Origin of the sequence: Tessaracoccus caeni, assembly GCF_029211185.1 — a bacterium.
Lineage (GTDB): Bacteria > Actinomycetota > Actinomycetes > Propionibacteriales > Propionibacteriaceae > Arachnia > Arachnia caeni.
Map to the genome: position 1 here is coordinate 1 of NZ_JARGDO010000020.1, position 25,168 is coordinate 25,168.

The window sequence follows — 25,168 nt, forward strand, 5'->3', positions numbered from 1 at the left end:
GGGGGGAGGCGGGGGGGGCGGGGGGCCCCCGCGGGGCGGGGGGGGGGGGGCGGGGGGGTGGTGGGTGGGGGGGGGGGGGGGGGGGCCCCCCCCCCCCAACACTACTGATCGACAATCGAAAGGACACACGTTCCGATGAGCAGACTCGCTGAAGACTTCCTCTGGGGTGGCGCCGTCGCCGCGCACCAACTGGAGGGCGGCTGGGATGCAGGCGGAAAGGGACCGAGCGTCGTCGACGTGCTGACCGCAGGCGCCCACGGGGTGCCGCGCCGGATCACTGAGACCGTGGAACCCGCTGAGTTCTACCCGAATCACACCGCGATCGACTTCTACCATCGCTTCCGTGAGGACATCGCGCTGATGGCCGAAATGGGCCTGAAGTGCTTCCGGACGTCCATCCAGTGGACCCGCATTTTCCCCCGTGGCGACGAGGAGCAGCCGAACGAGGAAGGCCTGCGCTTCTACGACGAGATGTTCGATGAGTTGCTCGCCCATGGCATGGAGCCCGTCATCACCTTGTCGCACTTCGAGCTGCCGCTGCACCTGGCGCGTGAGTACGGAGGCTTCCGCAACCGCACGGTGGTGGACCTCTTCGCCCGCTTCGCGAGGGTGTGCTTCGAGCGCTACCACTCGAAGGTCAGGTACTGGATGACCTTCAACGAGATCAACAACCAGATGGACACCAACAACGCGCTGTTCTTCTGGACCAACTCGGGCGTCGTGCTGGCGCCCGAGGACAACCCGCGCGAGGTGCTGCTGAAGGTCGCGCACCACGAGCTGCTGGCCAGCGCGCTGGCCGTGAAGATCGGTCACGAGATCAACCCCGATCTGAAGATCGGCTGCATGGTCTCCCACGTGCCGATCTACCCGTTCTCCTGCAATCCGGACGACGTGATGGCGGCCCAGATTGCTAATCGCGAGCGCTTCTTGTTCCCCGACGTGCATGTGCGGGGGCGCTACCCCGGCTACGCGCGCCGCGAGGTCGAGCGAGAGGGCTACGACATCGGCTGGCAGGAGGGCGACGACGAGATCCTCGCCGCGGGCACCGTCGACTACGTCGGCTTCAGCTACTACATGTCGACGACGGTCAAGGCCGATGCTCACTCCGACGGCCCCCGCACCGACGGGGGACTGCCCAACTCGGTGGCCAACCCCTACGTGTCCGCCAGCGACTGGGGATGGGCCATCGATCCGGTGGGCCTGCGCTACACGCTGGCCACGCTGACCGAGCGGTACCAGCTGCCGCTGTTCATCGTCGAGAACGGCTTCGGCGCGATCGATCAGGTGGAGGCGGACGGCAGCATCGTCGACGACTACCGCATCGAGTACCTGCGCGCCCACATTGAGCAGGTCAAGCTTGCCGTGCTGGAAGACGGCGTGGATCTGATGGGATACACCCCGTGGGGAATCATCGACGTGGTGTCCTTCACCACCGGTGAGATGAAGAAGCGGTACGGCATGGTCTACGTCGATCGGGACAACGAGGGCAACGGCACGATGGCGAGGTCGAAGAAGAAGTCCTTCGACTGGTTCGCGGGGGTCATCGCCTCCCGCGGCGAAGAACTCTGACAGGCAAGGGGACTACACATATGCCTCGGCGCGAAGGCACCTTGATCAGGGTGCTGAACAACAACGCCGTCATGGTCGAGCTGGATGGCGCGCGCGTCATCCTGCTCGGCCGTGGGCTCGGCTTCGGACGCCGACTCGGCGACCCGATCGACTATGCCGACGCGTCCGAGGTCTTCACCCCCACCAGCCCCGACGGCTTCTTCGAACTGAGCGAGTTCGTCGCGCAGATCCCGCTGGAGGTGTTCAGAGTCTCGCGTCGGGCGGTCGACCTCGCTGCTGAGAAGTCGGGGATCAGGCCGAGCCAGGCTCTGCTGCTGTCCATCGCGGACCATCTCAACTTCGCCGTCCATCGGGCGCGGGAGGGGATCGTGATCGACTTCCCGCTCAGTTGGGAGGTGCGTCAGCTGTATCCGAACGAGGCCGCGCTCGGCGAAGCGACGGTGAAGATCGCCCAGGAGGAGTTGGAGGTCGTTCTCGACCCCGACGAGGCCACGGCATTCGCGCTGCATTTCGTCAACGCCCAGTTCGCCAGCCGCGACATGAGCGGCACCGTCGCCATGACCCGGCTGGTGCAGGGCGTGTTGCAGGCCGTGAAGACCGGGCTCGGGGCGCGCGCGGTGGCCGATCCGATGGCCATGGCCCGCTTCGTCACCCATCTGCGCTACCTTTACGCGCGCGTCGCCGATGAGAAGCAGCATCGCGACGACGGCCCCGTGCTGATCACCGCCAACTATGCGCCGGAGGTGGATGCGGCGGCGACCCTGGTACAGACGGTCCTGGAGCAGGACACCGGGCCGCTCACCCAGGCGGAGTTGAGCTATGTGAAGCTCCATATCGCGCGGCTCAACGCGGTGCAGGCTGATTCCTAATTTGGGAAACACCGACGCCGACCGGTAGAGTTGGCGGTCGGTCATGACGAGATCAGGCTCGGCTCCGGAGAAGGGAATCCTGCCATGAGAACCGAACATCGCCATCCCGACCGTCGCTCACCGTTGGTCCTCGAGACCCACGACGTGGTGCGCCAGGCCGGAACGATGAAGGAACTCACGGCGGTGGTACCGGCTCCTGCCGAACTCGGTACCGGCGTGATCGGAGTACCAGAGGGCTCGGACATCAGCTTGAATCTCAGGCTGGAGGCCGTGGTCGACGGCATCCTGGTGGGGGGAACCGCAGACGTGTTTTTGCACGGCTCGTGTTCCCGTTGCCTGGGCGACATCGATTACGATCAGAGCTTCGACCTCCGGGAACTCTACTTCTACCCCGGTAAAGCGGTGGATGAAGAGGATTCCCAGGTGGTCGAGGAGACGATCGATCTCGAAGTCGCACTGCGGGACGCCGTGGTACTCGAGTTGCCCTTCACGCCGCTGTGCGACGAGGATTGTTTGGGTCTGTGCCCCGATTGCGGGTTCAATCTGAACGACGATCCGGAGCATGGTCACGGGGACAAGATCGATCCCCGTTGGGAGAAGCTCTCGGGCCTCGCCGACGTGCAAGACAATTAGTTAGACGAATCACTCTCGTTCCAAGGAGAAGACCGTGGCCGTTCCGAAGCGGAAGATGTCGCGCAGCAACACCCGTTCCCGCCGTTCGCAGTGGAAGACGTCCGTGGTGCCCACCGTCACCTGCGTGAACCCCGCCTGCCGTGAGCAGCACCTCTCGCACACCGCCTGCCCGAGCTGCGGCCAGTACGGCCCGCGCGGCTCGCGCCGCCAGGTGCTCGAGGCCTGAGTAACACGCTGAAGAACCAGCTGGTTGAGCTGGGCGTCGAGGTCGACGCCCAGCTTTTCGAGTTGGCTTTGACCCACCGTTCCTACGCTTTCGAGAACGGCGGGATTCCCAGCAACGAGCGCCTGGAGTTCCTGGGCGACGCGGTGCTGCAGATCGTGGTGACCGAGCACCTGTACCACTCGTTTCCCGAGCTGGCCGAGGGTCAGTTGGCCAAGCTGCGCGCCAGCGTCGTCAACACCCAAGCCCTGGCGGGCGTCGCCCGCGGCCTTGGCATCGGTTCCCTGATCAAACTGGGTCGGGGGGAGCAGCTCACCGGCGGGGCCGACAAGGCCTCGATCCTGGCCGACACCACCGAGGCGATTATCGGCGCGATCCACGTCTCTCACGGTGCCGAGGTGTCGCATCGCTTCGTGCACGCGCTCTTCGATCCGCTGATGGAGGCCGCCGAGGCGCGCGCCGACTATCTGGATCACAAGACGGCGGTGCAAGAGGTGTGTGCGCGTCGTGGATGGGAGCCGCCGCGCTACGTGGTCGAGGGCACCGGCCCCGATCACATGCGCACCTTCACGGCCGAGGTGATCATCGATGGTGTTCCGCGCGGGCGGGGCGTCGCATCGTCCAAGAAACACGCTGAACAGTTGGCCGCGCGACAGGCCTATCAGAAACTCAGCGATGCCTGAATTGCCCGAGGTGGAGGTCGTCCGTCGTGGACTGACCACCCACCTGGTCGGGCGCCGCGTCGTTGGCACCGAGGTTCTCCACCCCCGCCCCGTGCGCACTCATCCCGGCGGTCCTGCCGGCTTCGTTCACGACGTGAGCGGCCGCGGCGTCGACGAGGTGCGCCGGCGTGGCAAATACCTCTGGCTCGTTCTCGGTGACGACGCCGTCATCGTGCATCTGGGCATGAGTGGGCAGTTCCGGGTCAATCAGCCCGGCGACGAGTTGGTGCCCAACACCCGCGTCCTCTTCCGGCTGGACGACGGCACCGAGCTGCGCTTCGTCGACCAGCGGATGTTCGGCGGATTGGAATGGCGTCCCGGCGAGGCGATCTGCCCGGTGCCGCACATCGCGCTCGACCCCTTCGATCCGGCCTTCGACGCGCGGGCCGCAGCGCAGAGGCTCCGCGCGCGTCGGACCACCGTCAAAAGGGCGCTCCTGGATCAGGGGTTGGTGAGCGGTATCGGCAACATCTACGCCGACGAGACCCTGTGGCGAACCCGCCTCCACTACGACACCCCGACGGCGACGCTGGGCCCCCGCAAGGCGGTGACGCTGCTGCGCACCGCGGGCGAAGTGATGGCCGAGGCGCTCGACCAGGGCGGCACGTCGTTCGATTCCTTATACGTCCACGTCAACGGTGAATCGGGCTACTTCGCCCGCTCGCTGGACGCCTACGGCCGGGAGGGCCTGCCCTGCAACAGGTGCGCCACCCCGATCGTGCGCCGCAGCTTCATGAACCGCAGCTCCTACCTCTGCCCGCGCTGCCAGCGGGTCCAGGAGCCTCGAGGCTTCTAGCTCGGATCCACCGATCCTCGCCTACTCAAGCAGGTAAGCTGCCCGAAACCGGCGTCGTCAAGGCAGGAACCCATGGACACCTCTCGCGCGCCCGCCCTTCTGATCCCCGTCGCAGCGTTGGCGTTCGTGATCGCCCAACTCGTGTTTGAGCATCTCAACGGCGGGGTGAAGACGCACTACCTGCTCGCGAGCGACGGGCTTCCTGGGTTCTCGAACTGGCTAGGACTAGCCATTTTGCCGCTGCTCGGAGTGGTTCTCTTTCTGAGGGTCCGCAGACTGCAGCGCGTGACGGGAGAGCCCCGCTTCCCGGTGTCGCTCCTGATCCCGTTGTTCGGGTCGCTCGCGTATGGAGCGGTTCTCGCGACCTCCTTTCATCTCGGCGCCTCCGACACGGTCCTCCTGGTCGTCGCCGGCTTGCTGGTTCCGATCGCCCTCGCGCTCCCGGTGTATCGCGCGGAGTACATCCTTGGTTTCGTCGTCGGTATGACGCTGGTCTTCGGCCCGGTCATCCCTCTGCTCATCGCGCTCGTGCTGGCCCTCGTATCGTTCGTGATTCGTGGGGCGGCGCGCTTCGTGGCGTCGGTGGTGCGTGGCCGGGCGCGACGACACACCACTAACATCGAGACATGACGATCGAGCTGCGCCCGCTGACCCACGAAGACGCCGAAGCCCACTGCGCCGGCGAGGACGAGGAGACCGTGCGGTGGCTCACCGGCGACTACGGCACCGTCGAGGGCACGCGCGCCTACTTCGATGTTCTGGCAGACAACGCGGCGGCGGGCCGCGGTAAGCGCGGCTTCGGCGTCTGGCGCGACGGGCGTCTCGCCGGGTATGTCGATTTCGATCCCGACAACGGCGACGGACTGGAGCCAGGGGATGTAAACCTCTCGTACGCCGTCCATCCTTGGGCTCGCGGAACGGGCGTGGCGTCCGAGGCGGTCCTGGCCGTCTGCCAGCGTCTGCGGGAGCAGGGGATCGGGAGTCGGGCGGCGATTCGCGTCGAGCCGGACAACGTCCCCTCGGTGCGCGTGGCGGAGAAGTGCGGCTTCCGTTACGTCCACCGCTTCGTATCCTCCACCGACACCCATGCCGACGGATCGCCCGCTCTCCTGAGCCTCTACGTTCTCGACCTCTGAGAGCCCTCCTGGCTGTTGCCGCACCTCCTCCACCACGACGGTTCGTGCGTAGATCGGCCCAAGGTCGGGCCACGAGCTTTTCGTGGTTCCGCTCAACGATGACTACTATTTCGTGGTGGCAAGCCGGCGATACCTCAGCGCGTCGCGGCGTCACGAACCGTCGTTGCTACCTGTGCCGGCGGTGTCACCGAGTCCCGAGGAGCATCCGATGAACGCGTTCGTCGCCAAGTACGGCCGGTCGATGCGCCAGTTCATCAAGTTCGGCATCGTCGGCGGCTCAGGTGTGCTGGTCAACATGATCGTCACCGTCGTGATGAACAAGCTGCACGGCGGGACGATCAACGCGCAGAACATCTTGTTCTCGATCCCCGGCACGCCGTTCAACGTGCGTTTCACAGCGGTGGTGTGGGTGGTCGCCTTCCTGGTGGCCAACCTCTGGAACTTCCAGCTCAACCGCGGCTGGACCTTTCGCTCCAGCAAGGCGGCCGGCTGGTGGAGCGAGTTCTGGCCCTTCCTCGCCGTGGGCAGCGTCGCCGCCGCCGTCGGCCTGATCATCAAGATCCTGCTCACCAACCCCGCCAGTCCGGTGTATCTGCCCGAGCCGTACTTCCACGAGGAGGCGGGTATTCACTCACGGGAGTACTGGTCGCAGCTGATCGCCATCGTGGTGACCATGCCGATCAACTTCGTGGTCAACAAGCTGTGGACCTTCCGCGCCGTGCGCAGCTCAGCGCTCGCGGCCGCAGCTGCGGCTGAGGCCGCGGAGGAAGCGCGCCCCTAACCATGTATCTCAAGAAGCTGACGCTGCGCGGATTCAAGTCGTTCGCCTCCGCGACGACGTTGGTCTTCGAGCCCGGCATCACCTGCGTCGTCGGTCCGAACGGATCCGGCAAGTCCAACGTCGTGGACGCCCTCAGCTGGGTGATGGGCGAGCAAGGCGCCAAGTCGCTGCGCGGCGGCAAGATGGAGGACGTCATCTTCGCCGGCACCTCTACCCGGGCGCCGCTCGGGCGAGCCGAGGTGGAGCTCACCATCGACAACTCCGACGGCGCGCTGCCGATCGAGTACACCGAGGTGACGATCACCCGGACGATGTTCCGCAGCGGCGGGTCCGAGTACGCGATCAACGGGGCGACCGCGCGCCTGCTCGACGTGCAGGAACTGCTGAGCGACTCCGGCATCGGACGCGAGATGCACGTCATCGTCGGGCAGGGGCAGCTCGACGCCATCCTGACCGCCACTCCGGAGAGCCGTCGCGGGTTCATCGAGGAAGCCGCCGGCGTGCTCAAGCATCGCAAGCGCAAGGAGCGAGCGCTGCGCAAGCTGGAGGCCACCAAATCCAACCTGGAGCGCATCGGCGACCTGGTCTCCGAGCTGCGTCGCCAGCTTCGTCCGCTCGGACGACAGGCTGAAGCCGCGCGGAAGGCGGCCGTCATCCAGGCCGAGCTGCGCGACGCCAAGGCGCGTCTGCTGGCCGACGATCTGTCCCAGGCCCAGCGCGAACTGGCCGCGGATCTGGCCGACGAACGCGTTCAGGCCGAGGCGATGGCACGGGCCGAGGCGGCGATGAAGGCTGCCGCGCGGGCCGAGGACGAGGCAGAGGAGCGGCTCAGGGAGTCCTCTCGCGAGTTCGATCGTGCGCAGGAGGGCTACTACGCGATGGCTGGGCTGCGGGAGCGCATCTCGACGACGCGCACCATCGCGGCAGAGCGCGCGCGCCTGGCGGTGGAGCCGGTCCAGGCTGCGACGGGCGGACGTGATCCCGAGTCCCTTGAACGCGACGCGGCGGAGATCCGGGCCAGGGAGCAGGAGCTGCGCGCCGCCGCGGAGGTGGCGCGAGAGCGCTTGGCTCGGGCCACGGAGTTCCGGGCCGAGGCGGAGCAGCGTCATGCCGCAGCGGAGAAGGCGTACAACGCCGCCCTGCGCGCCGTCGCGGATCGACGGGAAGGCCGGGCGAAGCTGGCGGGCCGGGTGTCGTCGGCCAAGTCCCGGGTGGAGGCCGCGGAGGACGAGATCGGCCGGCTCCAGGTGCGTCAGCAGGAGGCGCGGGACCGGGCTGTTCAGGCCGCTGATCGGTATCGCGGCACCGAGACGTCGCTGGCCGACCTGGGCCACAGCGAGTCCACGCTCGATTCCGATTATGAGGCGGCGCTCGCGGTGGCGGAGCGCATCGATGAGGAACTCGCCGCACTGCGGCAGGCCGAGGCGGAGGCCCAGCGGGCCAAGGCAGGGTTGGACGCGCGCGTCGAGGCATTGCGGCTGCTCACTGAGCGCCGCGATGGGGGAGCGGCGCTGCTGGAACGCGACGACGTGCTGGGATCGCTCAGCGGGCTGGTCGCCGTCGAGGACGGCTGGGAGGCCGCCATCGCGGTGGCCCTCGGCGCAGCCGCTGAGGCTGTCGTCGTCAGCGATCGCTCGCGGGCCGGGCGGGCGTTGACGGAGTTGGCCGACGGCGACCTGGGCCGGGCGACGATGCTCGTCGCCGGCCTCGAGGAAGCGCCGGAGCGTGCGGCAGCTGCGGGAGCATCCGCCGTGAGTCGGATCACGGCGCCCGCCGAGCTGAGGGGTGCGCTGTCGTGGCTGCTGCGCGACGTCGTGCTGGTCGAGGATTCAGAGGCCGCCGAAGAGGTGGTGGAACGGCACCCCGAGCTGACCGTTGTCACTCGCTCCGGTGACGTGTTCTCGGCCTGGCTGGTGGCGGGTGGAGCCGTGGAGGGGCCATCGCTGATCGAGGTGCAGGCACAGCTGGCCACGGCCGAGGAGGATCGCGACGCGCTGGGCCACGAGCTGGACCGGATGCGCTTCGCCTCGGAGAAGCTGAGCGACGCGCTGGCCGAAGCCCGAGGCAAGGAACAAGACCTGCTGGCCCAGTTGCACGCGTCGGATGCGGAGCTGGCGGCGGTGGCCGATCGGCTGAACGCGCTGCGCCAGGCCCAGGCCGCCGCCGAGCGCGAGGCCGAGCGTCACGGCACCGCGATCGAGGCTGCTGAGCGCAACCTGGCGTCGGCACGGGAGTCGCTGGCCGAGCTGGAGGCGAGGCTGGTCGAGGTGGAGTCGGAGGGCGAGGTCGCCGAGCCCGATTCGACCGAGCGAGACGAGCTGGCCGTCGGTGCGCGCATCGCCCGGCAGAAAGAGATGGACGAGCGCCTGGCGGTGAGCGCGGCCGAGGAACAGGCCAAGTCGCTCACAGGTCGGGCCGATGCGCTGCTGCGCGCCGCACGTCAGGAGCGCGACGCCCGGGCCAAAGCCAAGGCCAGGGCCGAGCGCCGGAGGGTGGAGGCGCAGATCGCCGAGGCGGTGCGCGAGGCCGCCACGGAACTCGCGGTCCGCGTCGGCGCGGCCGTGGAGCGCGCCCAGGAAGCGCGCGACGCCGCTGATCGCGCTCGAGGAGCGGCCGAGCAGGCGGCAGCCGAGACCCGGAGGGCCGCGAAGACGGCCAACGCCCAGTTCGACGAGCTGCAGCGCGGTGCCCACCGCGACGAGATGGCCCGCATCGAGCGCCGGATGCGCGTCGAGCAGCTCGCCGAGAAGGCGATGGGTGAGCTCGGCCTCGAGCCGGAGGAGTTGATCGCGGAGTACGGTCCCGAGCTGCCCGTGCCGGTGCTCACCCGCCCGGACGGCTCCGCCCTCACCGAGGACGACGAGACGCCAGAGCCCGTGCCCTACGACCGGGCCGAGCAGACCGCGCGGCTGCGTCGCAACGAGAAGGCGCTGGCCCTGCTGGGCCGGGTCAATCCGCTGGCGTTGGAGGAGTTCGACGCGATGTCGGAGCGCCATCAATTCCTCGCCGAGCAGCTCGACGACCTGCACCGCACCCGCTCCGACCTGATGGACATCATCGCCGAGGTCGACGCCAGGGTGCAGGAGGTGTTCGAGACCGCCTACCGCGACGTGGAGATCGCCTTCAACGAGGTGTTCTCGCGCCTGTTCCCCGGAGGCGAGGGGCGCCTGATTCTGACCGATCCCGGCGACTGGCTCACCACCGGGGTCGACGTCGAAGCCCGTCCGGCCGGTAAGCAGGTCAAGCGGCTGTCGTTGCTGTCCGGCGGCGAGCGCTCGCTGGTGGCGGTGGCCTTCCTCTTCGCCCTGTTCATCGCGCGCCCCAGCCCCTTCTACATCCTCGACGAGGTGGAGGCCGCGCTCGACGACACCAACCTCGGTCGGCTGCTCACCATCTACGAGGAGCTGCGCTCCAACTCCCAGCTTCTGGTGATCACCCATCAGAAGCGCACCATGGAGATCGCCGACTCGCTGTACGGCGTCAGCATGCGCGGCGACGGCATCTCCACCGTCGTCAGCCAGCGGCTGTGATCGTCCACGCTCTTTGAGGTGCGGAGGCGTAGGGCGAGGAACGAGCCCCGAAGTCGAAGCCTCGAAAAGAGCGTGGAGGAGGTGTTCCGCGCTCGCCCTGATTGTCGGGTTACTGGACGAAGGTCGGGGCGAGGAGAGGGGCGATCTGGACGAAGATCCAGACTTTGTTCGCCTTTACCACGCCACGCCGTGCGAGGGGTGGAAATCGGGAAAATCTCGGGCAGGATTGTCCCCGCTGTCCCCTCCGTCTCGGTCTCCCCTAGGAGTGAGTGCCATGTTCATGGCCTTCGTCGTACTGTTCTTCACCGTCGCCATCTCCTTGGGTTTGATGGCTGTGGTCGCCGTCTCCTCGGGACGGTTCACCCCCCGCAAGGAGAAGTGGGCGGAGGTCGCCGACAAGGCCAACGAGTACCTGAACGCCCAGGGCGAGACCCCGCGTTTCCTCGAGTCGCTGGACGCCGTCCGGGTGCAGCCGGGCTCCGTCGTCCCGCGGGAGATCCAAGGTCGCGGCCTCGTGCGCGCACTGGATACCCTTCGCGCGCAGCGCCGCTCCGTCTCCGCGGAGTAGTTTCAGCCAGTTTCTGTTCGCTCTAGTGGGAGATGTTCCCCCGTCTACGGGGGAACATCTCCCACTAGAGCGTTGTTCTGTTCAGCAGCCGGTGGCTGGGTGGCGGTGCAGGCCGGGAGAGTGGCTCGCGCGGGTGCCCGTAGAATGCAGCCGTGGAATTCTTCTGGATACTCATGGCCATCGCGGGCGTCGCGTTGCTCGTCGGTGGCATCGTCGTCGTTCGCTCCCGCTCCAACAAGCAGGTCGGCCCGCCGCCGGTCACGCCGGAGCTGCCGTCGCAGCCGAGCGCAGATGGGGATGCCGCAGAGGTCGAGAAGAAGCCCACGCCGGCCCCGAGGCCCTCCTTCGATCAGCCGGAAGCTCCTGCTTCTCGTTTCGCGCGCCTCCGCCGTCGGCTGGCCAACAGCAACAACGGCCTGGCCCGCGCTCTGGCCGATCTCCTGTCCGCCGACAAGATCGACGACGAGGTCTGGGACGACTTCGAGGCCATGCTCATCGCCTCCGACCTGGGCGTCGGCCCCACCACCGAACTCACCGACTCGCTGCGCAAGGAACTCGCCATCGACGGCGTGGCCGATCCGGCCAAGGCCAAGGAGGTTCTCGCGAAGGAGCTCACCAAGCTCGTCGATCCCAGCCTTGATCGTTCGCTCAACCTGACGGGCGAAGAGGGCAAGCCGGCCGTGGTGCTGGTGGTCGGCGTCAACGGAACCGGCAAGACCACCACCGTCGGCAAGCTCGCCCGTGTGCTGGTGGCCGAGGGCAAGACGGTGCTGCTGGGCGCCGCCGACACCTTCCGCGCCGCCGCCGGCGAGCAGCTCTCCACCTGGGGCGACCGGGTGGGCGTCGAGACCGTCCGCGGCCCCGAGAACGGTGACCCCGCCTCCGTCGCCTTCGACGCCGTGTCCAAGGGCACGGACGCCGGCACCGACGTGGTGCTGGTGGACACCGCCGGTCGTCTGCACACCAAGACCGGCCTGATGGACGAGCTGGGCAAGGTGAAGCGCGTCATCGAGAAGAAGGCCAAGGTGTCCGAGGTGTTATTGGTGCTCGACGCCACCACCGGCCAGAACGGCATGACTCAAGCGCGCATCTTCTCCGAGGTGGTCGACGTCACCGGCATCGTGCTCACCAAGCTCGACGGCTCCGCCAAGGGTGGCATCGTGATCCAGGTGCAGCGCGAGCTCGGCGTCCCGGTCAAGCTGATCGGCCTCGGCGAGGGCGTCGACGACCTGGCCCCCTTCGACGCGGACTCCTTCGTCCGCGGCGTCCTGGGGGAGTAGTCCCTCGGATTTCGCTGGGCATTCGGCGCGGCATGTGAAATAGGGACAGGTCGCGCCGGATAACCAGCGTTATCTTTGGCAACCGGGCGTTGGGCCACACCGGAGCGGCTCGGCGGGGGTTCAAGTATCCTTGTCCCCGATCACGCACATCTGCGAAGGGTTCACCCAAGTGTTCGACACGCTGCAAGACCGGCTGGCCTCCGTTTTCAAGGGCCTGCGCTCCAAGGGACGCCTGACAGAGGCCGACATCGACGCCACCATGCGCGAGATTCGCATCGCGCTGCTCGAGGCCGACGTGAACCTCTCGGTGGTCAAGGAGTTCGTTGCCGCGGTCAAGCAGCGCGCGCTCGGGGCCGACGTCAGTCAAGCGCTGAACCCCAGCCAGCAGATCGTCAAGATCGTCAACGAGGAGCTGATCGGCATCCTCGGCGGTCAGGCGCGGCCCATCCGCTACGCCAAGCAGCCGCCCACCGTGATCATGCTCGCCGGCCTCCAGGGCGCCGGTAAGACGACGCTGGCCGGCAAGCTGGCGCGTTACGTCAAGGAGAACCGGCACACGCCGCTGCTGGTCGCGGCCGACCTCCAGCGCCCCAACGCCGTCAACCAGCTTCAGATCGTCGGCGAGCGCGCCGGCGTGCACGTCTTCGCGCCCGAGCCCGGCAACGGCGTCGGCGATCCCATCCAGGTGGCGCGCGACTCCATCGCGCACGCTCGCAACAAGCTCTACGACGTGGTGATCGTCGACACCGCCGGCCGCCTCGGCGTCGACGCCGAACTGATGCAGCAGGCCGCCGACATCAAGGCCGCCGTCAACCCCGACGAGACCATCTTCGTGGTCGACGCGATGATCGGCCAGGACGCGGTCAACACCGCCAAGGCCTTCGACCAGGGAGTGGGCATCGACGGCGTCGTGCTCACCAAGCTCGACGGCGACGCCCGCGGCGGTGCGGCCCTGTCCATCGCGCGCGTGCTCGGCAAGCCCATCATGTTCGCCTCCAACGGCGAGGGCCTCGCCGATTTCGACCTCTTCCATCCCGACCGGATGGCCAGCCGCATCCTCGGCATGGGCGATGTTCTGACGCTGATCGAGCAGGCCGAGAAGGCCTTCGACGCCGAGCAGGCTCGTGTTTCGGCCGAGAAGCTGATGGACAGAGGCAAGTTCGGGCTTCAGGACTTCCTCACCCAGATGCAGCAGTTGCGCAAGATGGGCCCGATGGCCAAGATCCTCGGCATGCTGCCCGGCGCCGGCCAGTTCAAGGACGCCATCCAGGACATCGACGAGAAGGAGATCGACCGCGTCGAGGCCATCATCCAGTCGATGACCCCGGCCGAGCGCGACGACGTCTCGATCCTCAACGGCTCCCGCCGCGCGCGCATCGCCAAGGGCGCGGGCGTCCAGGTCTCCGACGTGAACAACCTGGTCAACCGCTTCGTGGACGCCCGCAAGATGATGGAGTCGATGGCCAAGGGCGGCGGAATGCCAGGTATGCCCGGAATGCCGGGAATGCCCGGCATGGGACGCCGCCCTGCCAAGCAGCAGGCCAAGAAGGCCCCCAAGCGCGGCAAGGGCATCTCCGGCAACCCTGCCAAGCGCCGCCAGCAGGAGGCCGACCGCGCGGCCGGGCTGAACCGCAAGCCGCAGCAGCAGGCGCCGCAGTCGATGGACGACTTCGAGTTGCCGATGGAACTCAAGAAGATGTTCGACCAGCAGCAGTAGACCAGTTCAATGGATGAGGGGCCCTCAAGAGGGCCCCTTACCCTTTGACGCCGCCGGCGCGCGGCCGCGTCAGAACGTGTGGTCGTCGTCGACGAGCGGCTCGAACTTTCCGGGCGACGAGTGCACCCGTCGAGGCGATGGCGTCCGTGTCCGACGGGGAACGTGCTCGATCGGGAGCCCCAGGCGTTCAGCGATCTCGCTCCTGAGCATTCCCGCAGCGTACATCTCGGCGTAGACCCCGAGAAGAGCGCGGTGGGCCTCCTGCCAGTCGGCGAGGAGATCCACCATTCTCAACTCCCGGGCTGCAAGGGCCTCGACGTGCTCTTGCGCCCACGGAGAACACTCACGCTCCTCGTCGCTGGATATGGGAGTCCCTCTTCCTTCCGGTGCCGGCAAAGCCACAGGCTCCCAGGCATTGGATAGGAAGGGATCCCCCTAATTCTCGGGACTAAGGGATCCTGCGGATCAGTCGTCGAGTTCCTCTCGCAGGATGTCGCCGGTGGTGGCGTCGAGCGAGTACTCGACGGAGCCCCGGCTGTCCTGCACCTGCACCTCCCAGGTCACGACGCCCTGCTGGGTGTCGAGATCGAGGTCACGGATCTGGGCGTCGGGCGCAGCGGCGAGGACGGCGTCGATCGCGTCGATGGCGGTCACCGCCGGAGCGGCGTCACGTGCCTCGCTCGGAACGGACTCCGGCTCCTCGCGCAGCACCTCGCCGGTGACGGGGTCGATGTACAGCTCGGTGCCGGCGGCGTCCGCCGTGCGGACCAGGACGCTCCAGGTCCCGTCGTCCTCCGCATCGATCTCGACGACGTCGCCGGGCACAGCGGCCAGAGCGGCTTCGATGGCCTGGGCGGCGGTGCCGGTCGAGGAGGGAGCGGGGGTGGTCGGGGTGTCGGTCGGCGTCTGGGTGGGTTCGACGGACGCCGTCTCCGTGGGGGTCGCCGCCTCGGTGGTCGGAGCGTCGGAGATCTGCGGCGTGGGAGTGTTCTCGGAAGGGGTGCCCGTCGTGTTGGGGCCGCCGCATGCGGTGGCGCCGATGGCGACGATCGCGCCGAAGGACAGGGTGGCAAGAAGTCGGGTCCGGGATGTCATGGGTACTTCTCCTCTATCGTCTGTTGAACCTGCGCTCCAGTCTTGCCAACGCAGATGGGGAGAGCATGAACTCTGCATGAGAGAGCTCTCATGTGAAGTCGGGCCCAAGCTCAAGCGAGGCTATCCTTACCGGTAGCAGGAGAGGCTTCCCGAAAATGAGGGAGGCGCACCGGATGCGTGGGGTGATAGATGCGAGTTGCGCAAGCGGCGCGGCGCGTCCTCGTCGTTGACGATCATCGGGTTCTTGCCGACCTCATCGCCCAAGCCGTCGACGCCAGCGACGACGCCGAATGCGTGGGTGTCGCCGGCGACGTCGACGACGCGCTGGCGCAGGCCAAGGACACCCGTCCCGACACGATCGTCATGGATGCCCAGCTGCCCTCCGGCGACGGAGTGGAGCTGCTGCCGCGGCTGCGGAAGGCGTTGCCCGACGTGCGGGTCATCGTCCTCACCGCTCGCCCTCGACCCGACCGGGAGCGGGTCGCCTTCCAGGCGGGCGCCGTCGGATATCTCGGCAAAGACGCCCCGCTGGCCACGCTGTTGACGGCGATCCGCGATGCCTCGCCGGAGACCCCGGCGCGCGATCCGCAGATGCAAGATCAAGCCGCTGCGGCCCAGCCGCTGGCGCTGTCGCCGCGCGAACGCGAGGTGCTGGCGCTGTTGGCGGAGGGTCGCTACGTGCAGCAGATCGCCGCGGAGCTGGGGTTGAGCGCCTACACCACGCGCGACCACGTGAAGGCCATCCTTGCCAAGCTCGGTGCCAGCTCGCAGTTGGAAGCAGTGGCCATCGCCGCGCGCGAAGGGCTCGTTCGGGTCGGTTGAGGATGAGCGTGTTTCGCCGACCCCTGGTGCAGTTCGTCTCCTCCGCGCTGCTCGTCCTCTTCCTCGTGGTGGGAGGCAGCGTCGCGTGGGTGACCTGGACCGCGAGAGAAGAGGCCCGCGACGATGCCGCCGACGCGGCAACCTCGTTCGCCCAGCTGGTGGTGTCGACGTTGCGCGTCGCGGAGCTGGAGCATCGCCCCGGCGTCGAGCCCGGCGCCCGTTCCCGGCTGGATGACACCGTCGCCAGGCTGATCGACGAGAGCCACCTCTACCGCGTGAAGATCTGGCAGATCGAGGACTCGGACACCGCCCGCATCGTCTACTCCGACCTGCCCGAGATCGAGGGCAAGCGGGTTCCGGTCAGCCGCTACCTGCGGGAGGCGCTCGATACCGGCCGGCCCGTCGTCCTGCCGGTGCCCGACGACGAGGCCCACGCCACCGAGCAGCGCGATGGGGCCGACTCGCTCGAGGTGTACCTCACCTATGAGGATGCCGACGGGGCGATGGCCGTCGCCGAGCTGTACCAGACGGCGCAGACCTCGCAACGGGTCAGAGAGATGCTCGCCCGCACGCTGCCGGTGGCCATCGGCGGCCCTGTTCTCCTGGCGGCGTTGAGCCTTCCCCTCACGTTGCGCTTGAGCCGCCGTCAGGCGAGGGCCGAAGAGGCTCGACGGCAGTCCGTCGAGCACGCTTTGCAGGCATCCGAGCGAGAGCGACGGCGGCTGGCGCGGCTTCTTCACGACGGGCCGGTGCAGGATCTCGCGGCGCTCAGCATGGCGCTCGAGCAGGGCACTGTGCCCGGTGTCGCCCTGGATGGGCGGGCCGCGGCCGAACGCGTCCGGGCCGAGGTGGGCAGGCTGCGCACCCTGCTCGACGACCTGGATCCGGTGGTGGAGAACACCGGTGACCTGCGCAACGAGTTGATCGCCCTGGCCCGAGGCATCGACGGGGGAGAGGTGGGAGTCTCGATCGAGGGCGACGACCTCGCGTGGCTCGATGAACGCACCTCCGGGCTGGCTCGGCGGTGCTCGGAGGAGCTGTTGCGCAACGCCCTCACCCACGCTCGTGCGAGCGAGATCACGGTGCGATGGGGCCTTCGGGGTGACGCCGTCTGCGTCGAGGTCGTCGACGACGGCGTGGGCTTCGATCCCTCGGTGGTGAGCCCGGGGCATCACGGACTCCGGCTCGTGCGGGCCGCCGTCCAGGAGGCGGGCGGCGCGATGTCGGTGGAGAGCGGCAGCCGGGGGAGCATCGTCACGCTCCTGCTCCCCTAGAGATCGCACCCCTCAGATTGGGGATGTCTCATTTGTCGAAACAAAGTGGGGTGGGTGCTTGCGCCGCGACCCCATCTGAGTAAGGTGTGGCTCGCCTTAATAAAAGGTTTTGTTGCGTAAATCGGAGGACGATGTTTCTTGCGTCATTCCTGATCGGGCTCCGTGAGGGCTTGGAGGGAGCCCTGATCGTCGGCATTCTCGTGGCGTTCGTCATCAAGCGCGATCGCCGCGACGTGCTGCGCAAGATCTGGCTGGGCGTCGGTCTCGCCATCGGGGGAGCGGTGCTGCTGGCGGCGCTGTTCACCTTCGGCCGCTATGGACTGAGCTTCGAGGGGCAGGAGCTGATCGGCGGCTCGATGTCCTTGCTCGCGGTGGGCATGGTCACGTGGATGGTGTTCTGGTCGTTGAAGGCCGGCAACAAGATGAAGGGCGAACTGGAGTCCAGCGCCGACGACGTGCTCAAGCTCGGCAGCGGCTGGGGGATGTTCTGGCTGGCCTTCATCTCGGTAGGCCGCGAGGGTATCGAGACCGGGCTGATCCTGTGGGGGTGGGCGATGCAGCCTGCGGCCTTGTTGGGCGCGATCTCCGGCCTGCTCGTCGCCGCCGTCCTCGGCTATCTCATCTACCGGGGCATGATCAGGATCAACTTCGGCGTGTTCTTCGCCTGGATGGGCGGCTTCTTGATCGTGGTCGCCGCGGGCATCCTCGCCTACGGGATTCACGACCTCCAAGAGGCGCGTTTCCTTCCCGGCCCGTTCTCCGGCGCGCCGATCACGCCCACCGACTTCCGCACCGGCGACGTGCTGGTCGGCTTCTTCACCGAACGTCCGTACTGGGGTGCCGCCTATCCCTTCGGCTGGGCCTTCGATCTGCAGGATTCCATCGACCCCGCCGGAGCGGCGGCCGCCTTCCTCAAGGGCACCGTCGGCTTCACCCCGCTGATGACCTGGCTCGAGGTGACCGCGTGGTTCCTCTACATGGCCATCGTGCTCCCGCTGTTCCTGAGCCGAGTGCGCCTCCAGGCCAAGGCGCGCCGAGCGGCCGCTGCGGCCAAGGCCGCGATGGCCACCGCATGACCTTTCTTTTCCATCCCCATCCGAAACCATAAGGAAAACCCATGAATACTCGAGCCAAGTCCTGGTTCATGGCGCTGCCGGTCGGCGCGCTGCTGCTCACCGGATGCGTGGAGAACGCTCCGGCCCCCTCCACGCCGTCCAGCAGTGGTACCGCCTCCCAGGCCGCTCCGGCCACCTCGGCCGCGCTCACCGTGTCCTCCACTGCCGATGGGTGCGCCGTCTCGGCCGCCGAGGCCGTCAGCGGACCGGTGACCTTCTCCATCACCAACGAGGGAGACAAGACCACCGAGTTCTATCTGCTGGGCTCCGACGGCCTGCGCATCGTCGCTGAGAAGGAGAACATCGCTCCCGGCGCCAGCGCCGACCTCAGCGTGACGCTGCAGCCCGGCTCCTACTTCACCGCCTGCAAGCCCGGCATGCGCGGCGCCAACGTCGGCGAGACGGCGTTCACCGTCACCGGCGAGCCCGTCGAGCTGTCCGGCGAGGATCAGGAGCTCTTCGACAAGGTGGTGACCGACTACATCAGCTTCGTGAAGAACGAGGTGGCCGAGCTGCAGCCCAAGGTCGACGAGCTGGTCGCCGCGTACCAGGCCGGCGACGACGCGAAGGCCAAGGAGCTGTTCGCGCCCGTCCGCGTGCACTACGAGCGCATCGAGCCCATCGCCGAGGCCCTTGGCGTGCTGGATCCGCGCATCGACTACCGCGAGATCGACTACCTCGCCGAGGCCGATCTGTTGGCCGAGGACGACCCCACCTTCACCCAGTGGCTGGGCTTCCACCGCATCGAGAAGGATCTGTGGCCGCCGGCGGAGGGCGACGTCCAGCCCGACGGCTCGCCGGCCACCGAGGGCTGGGCCCCGTCGACGCCCGAGCAGCGCAAGGAGATCGGCGACCTGCTCGTCGCCGACATTGCCGCGCTCTACGACGCGGTGCACGCCGAGGACTTCATCGCCACCAACGAGATCAGCATCGCCACCGTGTCCAACGGTGCCTCGGGCCTGCTCGAGGAGATCGCTGTCGGCAAGGTGACCGGTGAGGAGAACTGGTGGTCGCACTACGACCTCTACGACTTCCAGGCCAACCTGGAGGGCGCGCGGATCGCCTTCGACCTGGTGGCCCCGATCGCGGAGCGCAAGGGCGAGGAGGGCGTCGCCCTGGTCGCCGAGATCAACGAGCAGTTCGACGCGCTGCAGGCAGAGCTCGACAAGTATGGCAACCTTGACGAGGGCTTCGTGCTCTACGACACCGTCACCACCAAGCAGCAGCGCGACCTGACCGCCCGCATCGACGCCCTGCGCGAGCCGCTGTCCAAGCTGACCAGCTCGGTGCTCGGCATCGCCTGACCCGACCATCCAAGGAAACAACAATGGCTGAGGTATCTGGTCTCTCTCGTCGCGGCTTGTTCGCATGGACGGGAGGGGCCGGTGCCGTCGGCCTGGCCGCCGGTGCAGGGGTGGGCTTCTTCGGGGGCTCCGCCCTGTCCGGCGGTGGAAACCCGCTCGAGGATCTCGAGTACCCGTTTCATGGGGAGCGGCAGGGCGGCATCGTCACGCCGGCCCAGGACCAGATGCACTTCGCCGCCTTCGACGTCATGGACGGCGAGTCCCGCGAGGATCTGATCGAGCTGCTGACGGACTGGACCTACGCGGCCAGTCGGCTCGTGATGGGCCTCGAGGTGACGGCCAGCGGAGCCTTCGACGGCGACCCGCTGGCACCACCCGGCGACACCGGCGAGGCCGCCGACCACGGTCCGGCCGGGCTCACCATCACCTTCGGCTTCGGTCGCAGCCTCTTCCTCACCGACGAGGGAGCCGATCGCTTCGGCCTCGCCGGCCAGCTGCCTGAGGAGTTCGAGCCGCTGCCGAAGATGGTCAACGACTTCATCGAACCGCGGATCTCCGGCGGCGACCTCTGCGTGCAGGCCTGCGCCAACGACCCGCAGGTGGCGGTGCACGCCATCCGGAACCTCACCCGCCTCGCGTTCGGGCGCGCCCGCCTGCGCTGGTCGCAGCTGGGCTTCGGACGCACGTCGTCCACCTCCACCGAGCAGCAGACGCCCCGCAACCTGTTCGGCCAGAAGGACGGCACCAACAATCTGAAGGCTGAGGAGCCCGACAAGCTGGACGAGCACGTCTGGATCGACTCCGGCCGCGCCTGGAGCCACGGCGGCAGCTATCTGGTGGCGCGCAAGATCGCCATGACCATCGAGGTATGGGACGGCGTCCGCCTCGAGGAGCAAGACCGGGTGCTCGGCCGCGCCAAGGGCACGGGAGCCCCGCTGTCCGGCGGCGACGAGTTCACCGCGCTCGACTTCGCCGCCACCGGGGACGACGGCAAGCCGCTCATCGACGAGCGCTCGCACGTCGCGCGGACCCACCCCGACAACAACGACGGCATCCACATGCTTCGTCGTGGCTATAACTACGTCGACGGCAACGACCAGACCGGACGTCTGGCGGCAGGTCTGTTCTTCATCGCCTATCTGAAGTCACCCGGCCGCTTCGCTCAGGTGCACAAGAACATGGCGCGCGACGACATGTTCATCGAATACCTGAAGACGCAATCCTCTTCGGTGTTCCTGGTGCCGCCCGGCATCGCCGAGGGCGGCTACGTCGGTCAGGCCCTCTTCGAGTCCGAGGCCCCGTAGCGCCACCCCGGCAGGCTACGCTGTGGTCGGCGGGCGGAGCGTCCGCATGGTGGGCCGAGCACCGTTGCTCGGCTTGAGCTAGGGAGTTGCTCATGGGCGCAGACCGGCAAGAGGATCGCCAGGTGCATCCGTCGAGGTTCATTCGACGCGCGTGGCGTCGCGTTGCGGCGGTGGTGCTCGCTGCTGGAGTGGCGCTAGGAGGTGCTGTGGCTCAGACTGCGACGGCGGACCCGAAAGCGATCGTCGAAATAGGCCTGCCTGTTGGCCCTGTCGACGGCACCTCTTGGCTCGTCGGATCGACTGGACTGGCCGTGGAGACGAGCGATGACAAGTGGTTCGCTGCGGAGGACGGCTCCTCGTGGCATGAGGTCGAATTTCCCGGTAGCCGCAAGTATCTCGTTGAGGGTGCTGATGGCAAAGGCTATCTCGCGTACAACGGAGACGATGGTGAAAGGGGTTGGATCTCCTTGGTGAAGGGGGCCAGGCAGCAGCGGGTGGTACGTCCTGATACGGAGTCAGAGCCGGTCTTCCAAGCCTCGGGCTACGCCTATGTGTTGCGCAGCTCTACTGACGACGTGTATTTCCAGCCCTTCGCTGGGGATCCGATCCTGCTCTACGCCCCGGTGGGAAACGAACGTGTCGATGATCTGAGCCATGTCGATAGTTGCAAGATCTCGTGGACGCTTAGGGAGCAGATTCCGAGAGAGGAGGCGGGTGCGTCCGGCACGGAGCGTTTCAAGACTCACATCTACGACACCTGCGCGATGAAGTCCGTCTTCGCCGCAGACGAGGAACTCGATGTCGTCTCTGTCTTCGACGGGGATGTCGCCTACAGGCGTCATGATGATGACGACACGGATGCCGTGTGCCTCCGTCGGCCGGGTGGTGGTGAGGACGACTGCCTCTGGCTGAGCGAGGACGATTGGGGATTGCTCGCCGGGCCCGGGTTGCTCCTGTGGAAGGACTACGTCGGCGGAATCGACAATTGGGAGTACAGGAGCTTCGCCAACGGGAGAGAATGGGAAATCACAGGCGAGTGCCGTGTATCGGAGAACGTGAGAATCGTCTGCACAGATGACTCGGGAGTGATCTACCGCGTCAGCCTGAGCGGGAAGAAGACCAAGATCGGCATGATGCCTGTGGCGCCGTTGCCGAGCGTCCCGACCATCTCGGGTGGAGACCTCATTCTGACCACCACGGCCGACATCGCGTCTTACCGAATCTCGGCTGACGGCAAGAGTCTCGGGAAACCGAGGCCCTTGTGGATACCAGGGCGAGTGACCGCTGTGCTGGGCTCTGGAAGCAGACTGCTTGCGAACACCACGCTCGTGGATGGTGAGAAGGTCGTGACGCACGACCTCTTCGGGTGGTACGACAGAGCGCTGGCGCTCTCAGGTCCCTACTACGCACTGGAGACTGAACGCGGCGACCGTCTCGTGAAGCACATGGATGGGAGGGAAATGCTCAGGACGTCAGATCGGATCGGTGGTCTATTCGGGTCACGCGTCCTGACCAGTACCTGGGAGACGGTCAAGGTTGTTGATCTCGAGAGTGGCAAGACGATTGCCACCCGGGCTCTGGATGCGTTTGTGCTGGGAATGTGGGGAGATGTCGCCTACTTCATGGACTACGCGAACGCAGGTGGGACGAAGCACACGCTCTATGCGTGGAACTACGTGACGGGCACGTTGACGACGAAGCACTTTACGGGCCTCTCCGACGAAGGGCAGGTCACCGACGGGGTGGTGCTGTCGGGGGATCGGCTGATCAATCCCAAAGACTGGACCTCGCGTTGGGTCGGTTCTGTCGCGCCGGCGGACCGGGCCTCGAGCTGGATCGATTCTGTCGCGTCGGTGGAGAACAACAGGCTCGCCTACACGCCTTACGACAAGCGATCTGTCGTTCGGGTGGAGACGCTTGAGTTCGGTGGGAAGTCGGCTCCTCGAATGTTGGGCGTGCTGGCGAAGACGTCGCTGAAGCTGGGGGAGAAGTGGAAGGCCGATATCGACTTCACGAAGCCGCTGGTGAAGGGCACCTTGGAGATCCGCGACGCGAAGAAGCGGCTCGTGCGGTCGATCACGCTTCCGGCGACGGCTGACGGGTCGTATCGCGGTATCACGTGGGACGGCAAGGACAAGAAGGGCAGGCGGGTTGCGGCTGGCACCTACACCTGGACGGTGAACGCGAAGGATGACCCGAAGCGGACCGGGCTGAAGAAGGGCCAGACAGCGAAGGCTCTGGACGGCAAGTCGGCGGCGTCCGGCAAGATCAAGATTCTCAAGAAGCTCACCTCGACGCCGACGCCGAAGATCTCGGGAACGACCAAGGTGGGCAAGAAGCTGACGGTCAAGCCAGGGTCGTGGAAGCCAGCGAAGGTAACGCTGAGCTACCAATGGCTGCGCGACGGTTCGAAGATCAAGGGGGCGACGAAGTCGACCTACAAGCTGGTCAAGGCCGACAAGGGCAAGAAGATCACCGTGAAGGTGAAGGGATCTAAGTCTGGCTACACCTCAGTGACGAAGACCTCGAAGTCCACCTCCAAGGTCAAGTGACCCCGACGACGGCGGCGGGGATCACCACCAGTACGCTGTGCTCGGCGGGCGGAGCGCCCGCATGATGGGCCGAGCGCTGGTGCTCGGCTTGAGCTAGGGAGTTGCTCATGGGGGCAGACAGACAAGAGAGCGGCCAGGTGCGGCCGCTGAGACTCGATCGAGGCATGTGGCGGCGCTGTGCGGCCATGATCCTTGCCGGTGGCGTCGCGCTGGGAGGTGTCCTTACGCAACCCGCGACCGCAGCACCGAAGGCCAAGGTTGACATCCCCGTCGCCCCAGTGCCAGGTCAGGGGATGCCAATCCCGATCAGCGATAAGGCATTCGTGGTCCGGCTTTACGGCGGTAGCTGGATGAGGACAGACGACGGTACCTCCTGGGATAGCGTCCAAGGAAATGGCCGTCTCGTTGAAGGCGCAGATGGCGATGGCTATCTGCTGCGCGAGAACGATCACGGCTGGGAGCGGGTCGCTTTGACTAAAGGCGCAAAGCCGCAGACCTTTACGCTGCCGTACGAGGGCATGTATCCCAGCTTTCAAGCCGACGGCTACGTGTACAGGTCGCAGGAAGCGGATTCAGGTCTGTACTTCCAACCGTTCTCAGGGGCGAAGCAGCTGTTGTATGCGCCGAGTGATACTGAGCGTGTAAACGACCTGACAGACCTAGACAGCTGTCGGGTCTCGTGGACCGTTCGCAAGCGAGAGCCTGTCGAGGAGAACGAAGAAGAGCCCGAGGAGTGGAGCGAAGAGGACGTTGACGAGTGGAGCGAAGAGGATCGCGAGACCTACGAGACTCGGGTCTACGACACCTGTGCAAAGAAACTGCTCATCGCGTTTGACGAGGCCGTTGATGTGCGCGCCGTCCGTGGTGGGGAGATCATATACGCGCGCTATGACGACACTAGCGATCACTCTCGCCCCTGCCGACGGCCCCTTAACGGAGGTCAGGAGACGTGCATTCAAGGCGACTGGTACGCCAACTGGGTTGAGGAAAGCTGGTCCTGGAGCCCGCGCTTCGCTGGATCAGGGCTGCTTCTACAGACAAAGCAGGAGGTCTGGGAGTATCGGGATTTCGAAGGAACCTTGAAATGGGCTGTCGAAGGGCAGTGTGAGGTCTCAGAGGCTGGCAAACTCACGTGTACCGACGACGCGGGCATCATCTATCGGGTGAGTGAAGACGGCAAGAAGAGCAAGGCGGGAATCATGCCGATGCTCGTTCCTTACGCTCGGATCGCATTGGCAGGTGGCAGCGTCTTCGTCGCCTCCGAATCGGGGGCGACGCTCTCGCAGTTGCGGCTGGACGGCAAGAAGGTCGAGAAGACGATGGCCCTTCCCCTGCGCGCCACGTCGGTGAACGCGTCCGCTGGGCGAGCGGTCGTAGACCGGGCACTGCTGGATCGGGGCACGATTGCGGACAAGGGATTTCTCCCGAAGCGGGCCACAGCCGGACGGATGTCAGGACCCTATCTGTCGTTCCGGGCTCCCGAGAGCGATGAGCACTACGTGAAGCGGGCTGACAACAAGATCGTGTTCGAGACCAAGGATGACATCGCTGCGCAGTTCGGCCCGCTGAGTCTGTTGGTGAAGCAGCCTACTTCCAAGGGTAAGAAGCTGGAAGTGGTCGACGTGGAAACGGGCAAGACCGTTGCTTCCCGCACGATAGCCAAGAAATACTCCTACACCCAGGGCATGTGGGGTGACTTCGTGTACTTCGCCGAGTACAACAAGAAGGATGTCCTGGAGCTCTTCGAGTGGAACTACGTCAAGGATCCGAAGGGCAGCAAGAAGGCCAGGAAGATCGGCGCGAGCAATGATCAGAACCTGTGGATGGCGCTCGGCGGGGTGACGTGAAGTGGACGTACCTCCCGAGCAAGGATCGAAG

At 66.6% G+C, this 25,168-nt stretch carries 22 protein-coding genes; 20 read left to right on the plus strand and 2 right to left on the minus strand.

What is annotated here, in order from left to right:
• The first annotated feature begins 135 nt into the window (after positions 1-135).
• The 13 genes from P0D62_RS15610 (at position 136) to ffh (ending at position 13,824) form a co-directional block, all read left to right on the plus strand.
• The gene (locus P0D62_RS15610; RefSeq protein WP_275703471.1) at positions 136-1,569 is read left to right on the plus strand and encodes a 6-phospho-beta-glucosidase; all 1,434 of its coding nucleotides are present in this window, start codon (positions 136-138) and stop codon (positions 1,567-1,569) included.
• A 20-nt stretch (positions 1,570-1,589) separates the two neighbouring features.
• Positions 1,590-2,438, plus strand: coding sequence for a PRD domain-containing protein (locus tag P0D62_RS15615; RefSeq protein WP_275703472.1), 849 nt, complete (start codon positions 1,590-1,592; stop codon positions 2,436-2,438).
• Between the two features lie 84 nt (positions 2,439-2,522).
• On the plus strand, positions 2,523-3,071 hold the full coding sequence (locus tag P0D62_RS15620) for a YceD family protein (RefSeq protein WP_275703473.1): 549 nt from the start codon (positions 2,523-2,525) through the stop codon (positions 3,069-3,071).
• A 34-nt stretch (positions 3,072-3,105) separates the two neighbouring features.
• Positions 3,106-3,297, plus strand: coding sequence for a 50S ribosomal protein L32 (gene rpmF, locus P0D62_RS15625; protein WP_275703474.1), 192 nt, complete (start codon positions 3,106-3,108; stop codon positions 3,295-3,297).
• 29 nt (positions 3,298-3,326) lie between these two features.
• Complete coding sequence (rnc, locus tag P0D62_RS15630; RefSeq protein WP_275703544.1) at positions 3,327-3,977, plus strand: ribonuclease III; 651 nt, start codon at positions 3,327-3,329, stop codon at positions 3,975-3,977.
• On the plus strand, positions 3,970-4,812 hold the full coding sequence (gene mutM, locus P0D62_RS15635) for a bifunctional DNA-formamidopyrimidine glycosylase/DNA-(apurinic or apyrimidinic site) lyase (protein WP_275703475.1): 843 nt from the start codon (positions 3,970-3,972) through the stop codon (positions 4,810-4,812). Before rnc ends, mutM begins: the two co-directional genes overlap by 8 nt.
• 72 nt (positions 4,813-4,884) lie before the next feature.
• Positions 4,885-5,442 carry a hypothetical protein gene (locus P0D62_RS15640; protein ID WP_275703476.1) on the plus strand — a complete coding sequence of 186 codons (558 nt, stop codon included), beginning with the start codon at positions 4,885-4,887 and terminating at the stop codon, positions 5,440-5,442.
• Entirely contained in the window at positions 5,439-5,948 is a 510-nt protein-coding gene (locus tag P0D62_RS15645) for a GNAT family N-acetyltransferase (protein ID WP_275703477.1), read from the plus strand. Before P0D62_RS15640 ends, P0D62_RS15645 begins: the two co-directional genes overlap by 4 nt.
• Positions 5,949-6,156: 208 nt before the next feature.
• A complete protein-coding gene (locus P0D62_RS15650) occupies positions 6,157-6,729 on the plus strand; it encodes a GtrA family protein (RefSeq protein WP_275703478.1) in 573 nt (190 codons plus the stop codon).
• A 2-nt stretch (positions 6,730-6,731) separates the two neighbouring features.
• Positions 6,732-10,259: a chromosome segregation protein SMC gene (gene smc, locus P0D62_RS15655; RefSeq protein WP_275703479.1), complete on the plus strand. Its 3,528-nt coding sequence runs from the start codon at positions 6,732-6,734 to the stop codon at positions 10,257-10,259.
• Between the two features lie 274 nt (positions 10,260-10,533).
• Complete coding sequence (locus P0D62_RS15660; protein WP_275703480.1) at positions 10,534-10,827, plus strand: hypothetical protein; 294 nt, start codon at positions 10,534-10,536, stop codon at positions 10,825-10,827.
• A gap of 173 nt (positions 10,828-11,000) precedes the next feature.
• Positions 11,001-12,107, plus strand: a complete 1,107-nt coding sequence (ftsY, locus tag P0D62_RS15665; protein WP_406708264.1) for a signal recognition particle-docking protein FtsY — start codon at positions 11,001-11,003, stop codon at positions 12,105-12,107.
• Between the two features lie 169 nt (positions 12,108-12,276).
• Positions 12,277-13,824 (plus strand): signal recognition particle protein, encoded by a 1,548-nt coding sequence (gene ffh, locus P0D62_RS15670; RefSeq protein ID WP_275703481.1) that lies wholly within the window; start codon positions 12,277-12,279, stop codon positions 13,822-13,824.
• Between the two features lie 69 nt (positions 13,825-13,893).
• Here ffh and P0D62_RS15675 read toward each other — a convergent pair whose 3' ends face one another.
• Both P0D62_RS15675 and P0D62_RS15680 read right to left on the minus strand, forming a co-directional pair.
• Positions 13,894-14,220, minus strand: coding sequence for a hypothetical protein (locus tag P0D62_RS15675; protein WP_275703482.1), 327 nt, complete (start codon positions 14,218-14,220; stop codon positions 13,894-13,896).
• A 69-nt stretch (positions 14,221-14,289) separates the two neighbouring features.
• Positions 14,290-14,919, minus strand: a complete 630-nt coding sequence (locus tag P0D62_RS15680) for a PepSY domain-containing protein (RefSeq protein ID WP_275703483.1) — start codon at positions 14,917-14,919, stop codon at positions 14,290-14,292.
• A 189-nt stretch (positions 14,920-15,108) separates the two neighbouring features.
• Between P0D62_RS15680 and P0D62_RS15685 the strand changes: the two genes are divergently transcribed.
• The 7 genes from P0D62_RS15685 (at position 15,109) to P0D62_RS15715 (ending at position 25,137) form a co-directional block, all read left to right on the plus strand.
• A complete protein-coding gene (locus P0D62_RS15685) occupies positions 15,109-15,741 on the plus strand; it encodes a response regulator (RefSeq protein WP_275703484.1) in 633 nt (210 codons plus the stop codon).
• 8 nt (positions 15,742-15,749) lie between these two features.
• Positions 15,750-17,015, plus strand: coding sequence for a sensor histidine kinase (locus P0D62_RS15690; RefSeq protein WP_275703485.1), 1,266 nt, complete (start codon positions 15,750-15,752; stop codon positions 17,013-17,015).
• A 131-nt stretch (positions 17,016-17,146) separates the two neighbouring features.
• Positions 17,147-18,091, plus strand: coding sequence for an iron uptake transporter permease EfeU (gene efeU / locus P0D62_RS15695; protein ID WP_275703486.1), 945 nt, complete (start codon positions 17,147-17,149; stop codon positions 18,089-18,091).
• 41 nt (positions 18,092-18,132) lie between these two features.
• Positions 18,133-19,434: an iron uptake system protein EfeO gene (efeO, locus tag P0D62_RS15700; protein WP_275703487.1), complete on the plus strand. Its 1,302-nt coding sequence runs from the start codon at positions 18,133-18,135 to the stop codon at positions 19,432-19,434.
• A 23-nt stretch (positions 19,435-19,457) separates the two neighbouring features.
• Entirely contained in the window at positions 19,458-20,738 is a 1,281-nt protein-coding gene (efeB, locus tag P0D62_RS15705) for an iron uptake transporter deferrochelatase/peroxidase subunit (protein WP_275703488.1), read from the plus strand.
• Between the two features lie 206 nt (positions 20,739-20,944).
• The gene (locus tag P0D62_RS15710) at positions 20,945-23,290 is read left to right on the plus strand and encodes a FlgD immunoglobulin-like domain containing protein (RefSeq protein ID WP_275703489.1); all 2,346 of its coding nucleotides are present in this window, start codon (positions 20,945-20,947) and stop codon (positions 23,288-23,290) included.
• Between the two features lie 107 nt (positions 23,291-23,397).
• Positions 23,398-25,137 carry a hypothetical protein gene (locus P0D62_RS15715; RefSeq protein WP_275703490.1) on the plus strand — a complete coding sequence of 580 codons (1,740 nt, stop codon included), beginning with the start codon at positions 23,398-23,400 and terminating at the stop codon, positions 25,135-25,137.
• Positions 25,138-25,168 lie beyond the last annotated feature (31 nt).

Bases quoted from the DNA above. Each gene is read 5' to 3' on its own strand.
- P0D62_RS15640 (WP_275703476.1), top strand. From the start codon at position 4,885: ATGGACACCTCTCGCGCGCCCGCCCTTCTGATCCCCGTCGCAGCGTTG.
- efeB (WP_275703488.1), top strand. From the start codon at position 19,458: ATGGCTGAGGTATCTGGTCTCTCTCGTCGCGGCTTGTTCGCATGGACG.
- P0D62_RS15715 (WP_275703490.1), top strand. From the start codon at position 23,398: ATGGGGGCAGACAGACAAGAGAGCGGCCAGGTGCGGCCGCTGAGACTC.
- smc (WP_275703479.1), top strand. From the start codon at position 6,732: ATGTATCTCAAGAAGCTGACGCTGCGCGGATTCAAGTCGTTCGCCTCC.
- P0D62_RS15660 (WP_275703480.1), top strand. From the start codon at position 10,534: ATGTTCATGGCCTTCGTCGTACTGTTCTTCACCGTCGCCATCTCCTTG.
- P0D62_RS15650 (WP_275703478.1), top strand. From the start codon at position 6,157: ATGAACGCGTTCGTCGCCAAGTACGGCCGGTCGATGCGCCAGTTCATC.
- P0D62_RS15680 (WP_275703483.1), bottom strand. From the start codon at position 14,919: ATGACATCCCGGACCCGACTTCTTGCCACCCTGTCCTTCGGCGCGATC.
- P0D62_RS15615 (WP_275703472.1), top strand. From the start codon at position 1,590: ATGCCTCGGCGCGAAGGCACCTTGATCAGGGTGCTGAACAACAACGCC.
- efeU (WP_275703486.1), top strand. From the start codon at position 17,147: ATGTTTCTTGCGTCATTCCTGATCGGGCTCCGTGAGGGCTTGGAGGGA.
- P0D62_RS15645 (WP_275703477.1), top strand. From the start codon at position 5,439: ATGACGATCGAGCTGCGCCCGCTGACCCACGAAGACGCCGAAGCCCAC.
- efeO (WP_275703487.1), top strand. From the start codon at position 18,133: ATGAATACTCGAGCCAAGTCCTGGTTCATGGCGCTGCCGGTCGGCGCG.
- ftsY (WP_406708264.1), top strand. From the start codon at position 11,001: ATGGCCATCGCGGGCGTCGCGTTGCTCGTCGGTGGCATCGTCGTCGTT.
- P0D62_RS15685 (WP_275703484.1), top strand. From the start codon at position 15,109: ATGCGAGTTGCGCAAGCGGCGCGGCGCGTCCTCGTCGTTGACGATCAT.
- mutM (WP_275703475.1), top strand. From the start codon at position 3,970: ATGCCTGAATTGCCCGAGGTGGAGGTCGTCCGTCGTGGACTGACCACC.
- P0D62_RS15620 (WP_275703473.1), top strand. From the start codon at position 2,523: ATGAGAACCGAACATCGCCATCCCGACCGTCGCTCACCGTTGGTCCTC.
- P0D62_RS15610 (WP_275703471.1), top strand. From the start codon at position 136: ATGAGCAGACTCGCTGAAGACTTCCTCTGGGGTGGCGCCGTCGCCGCG.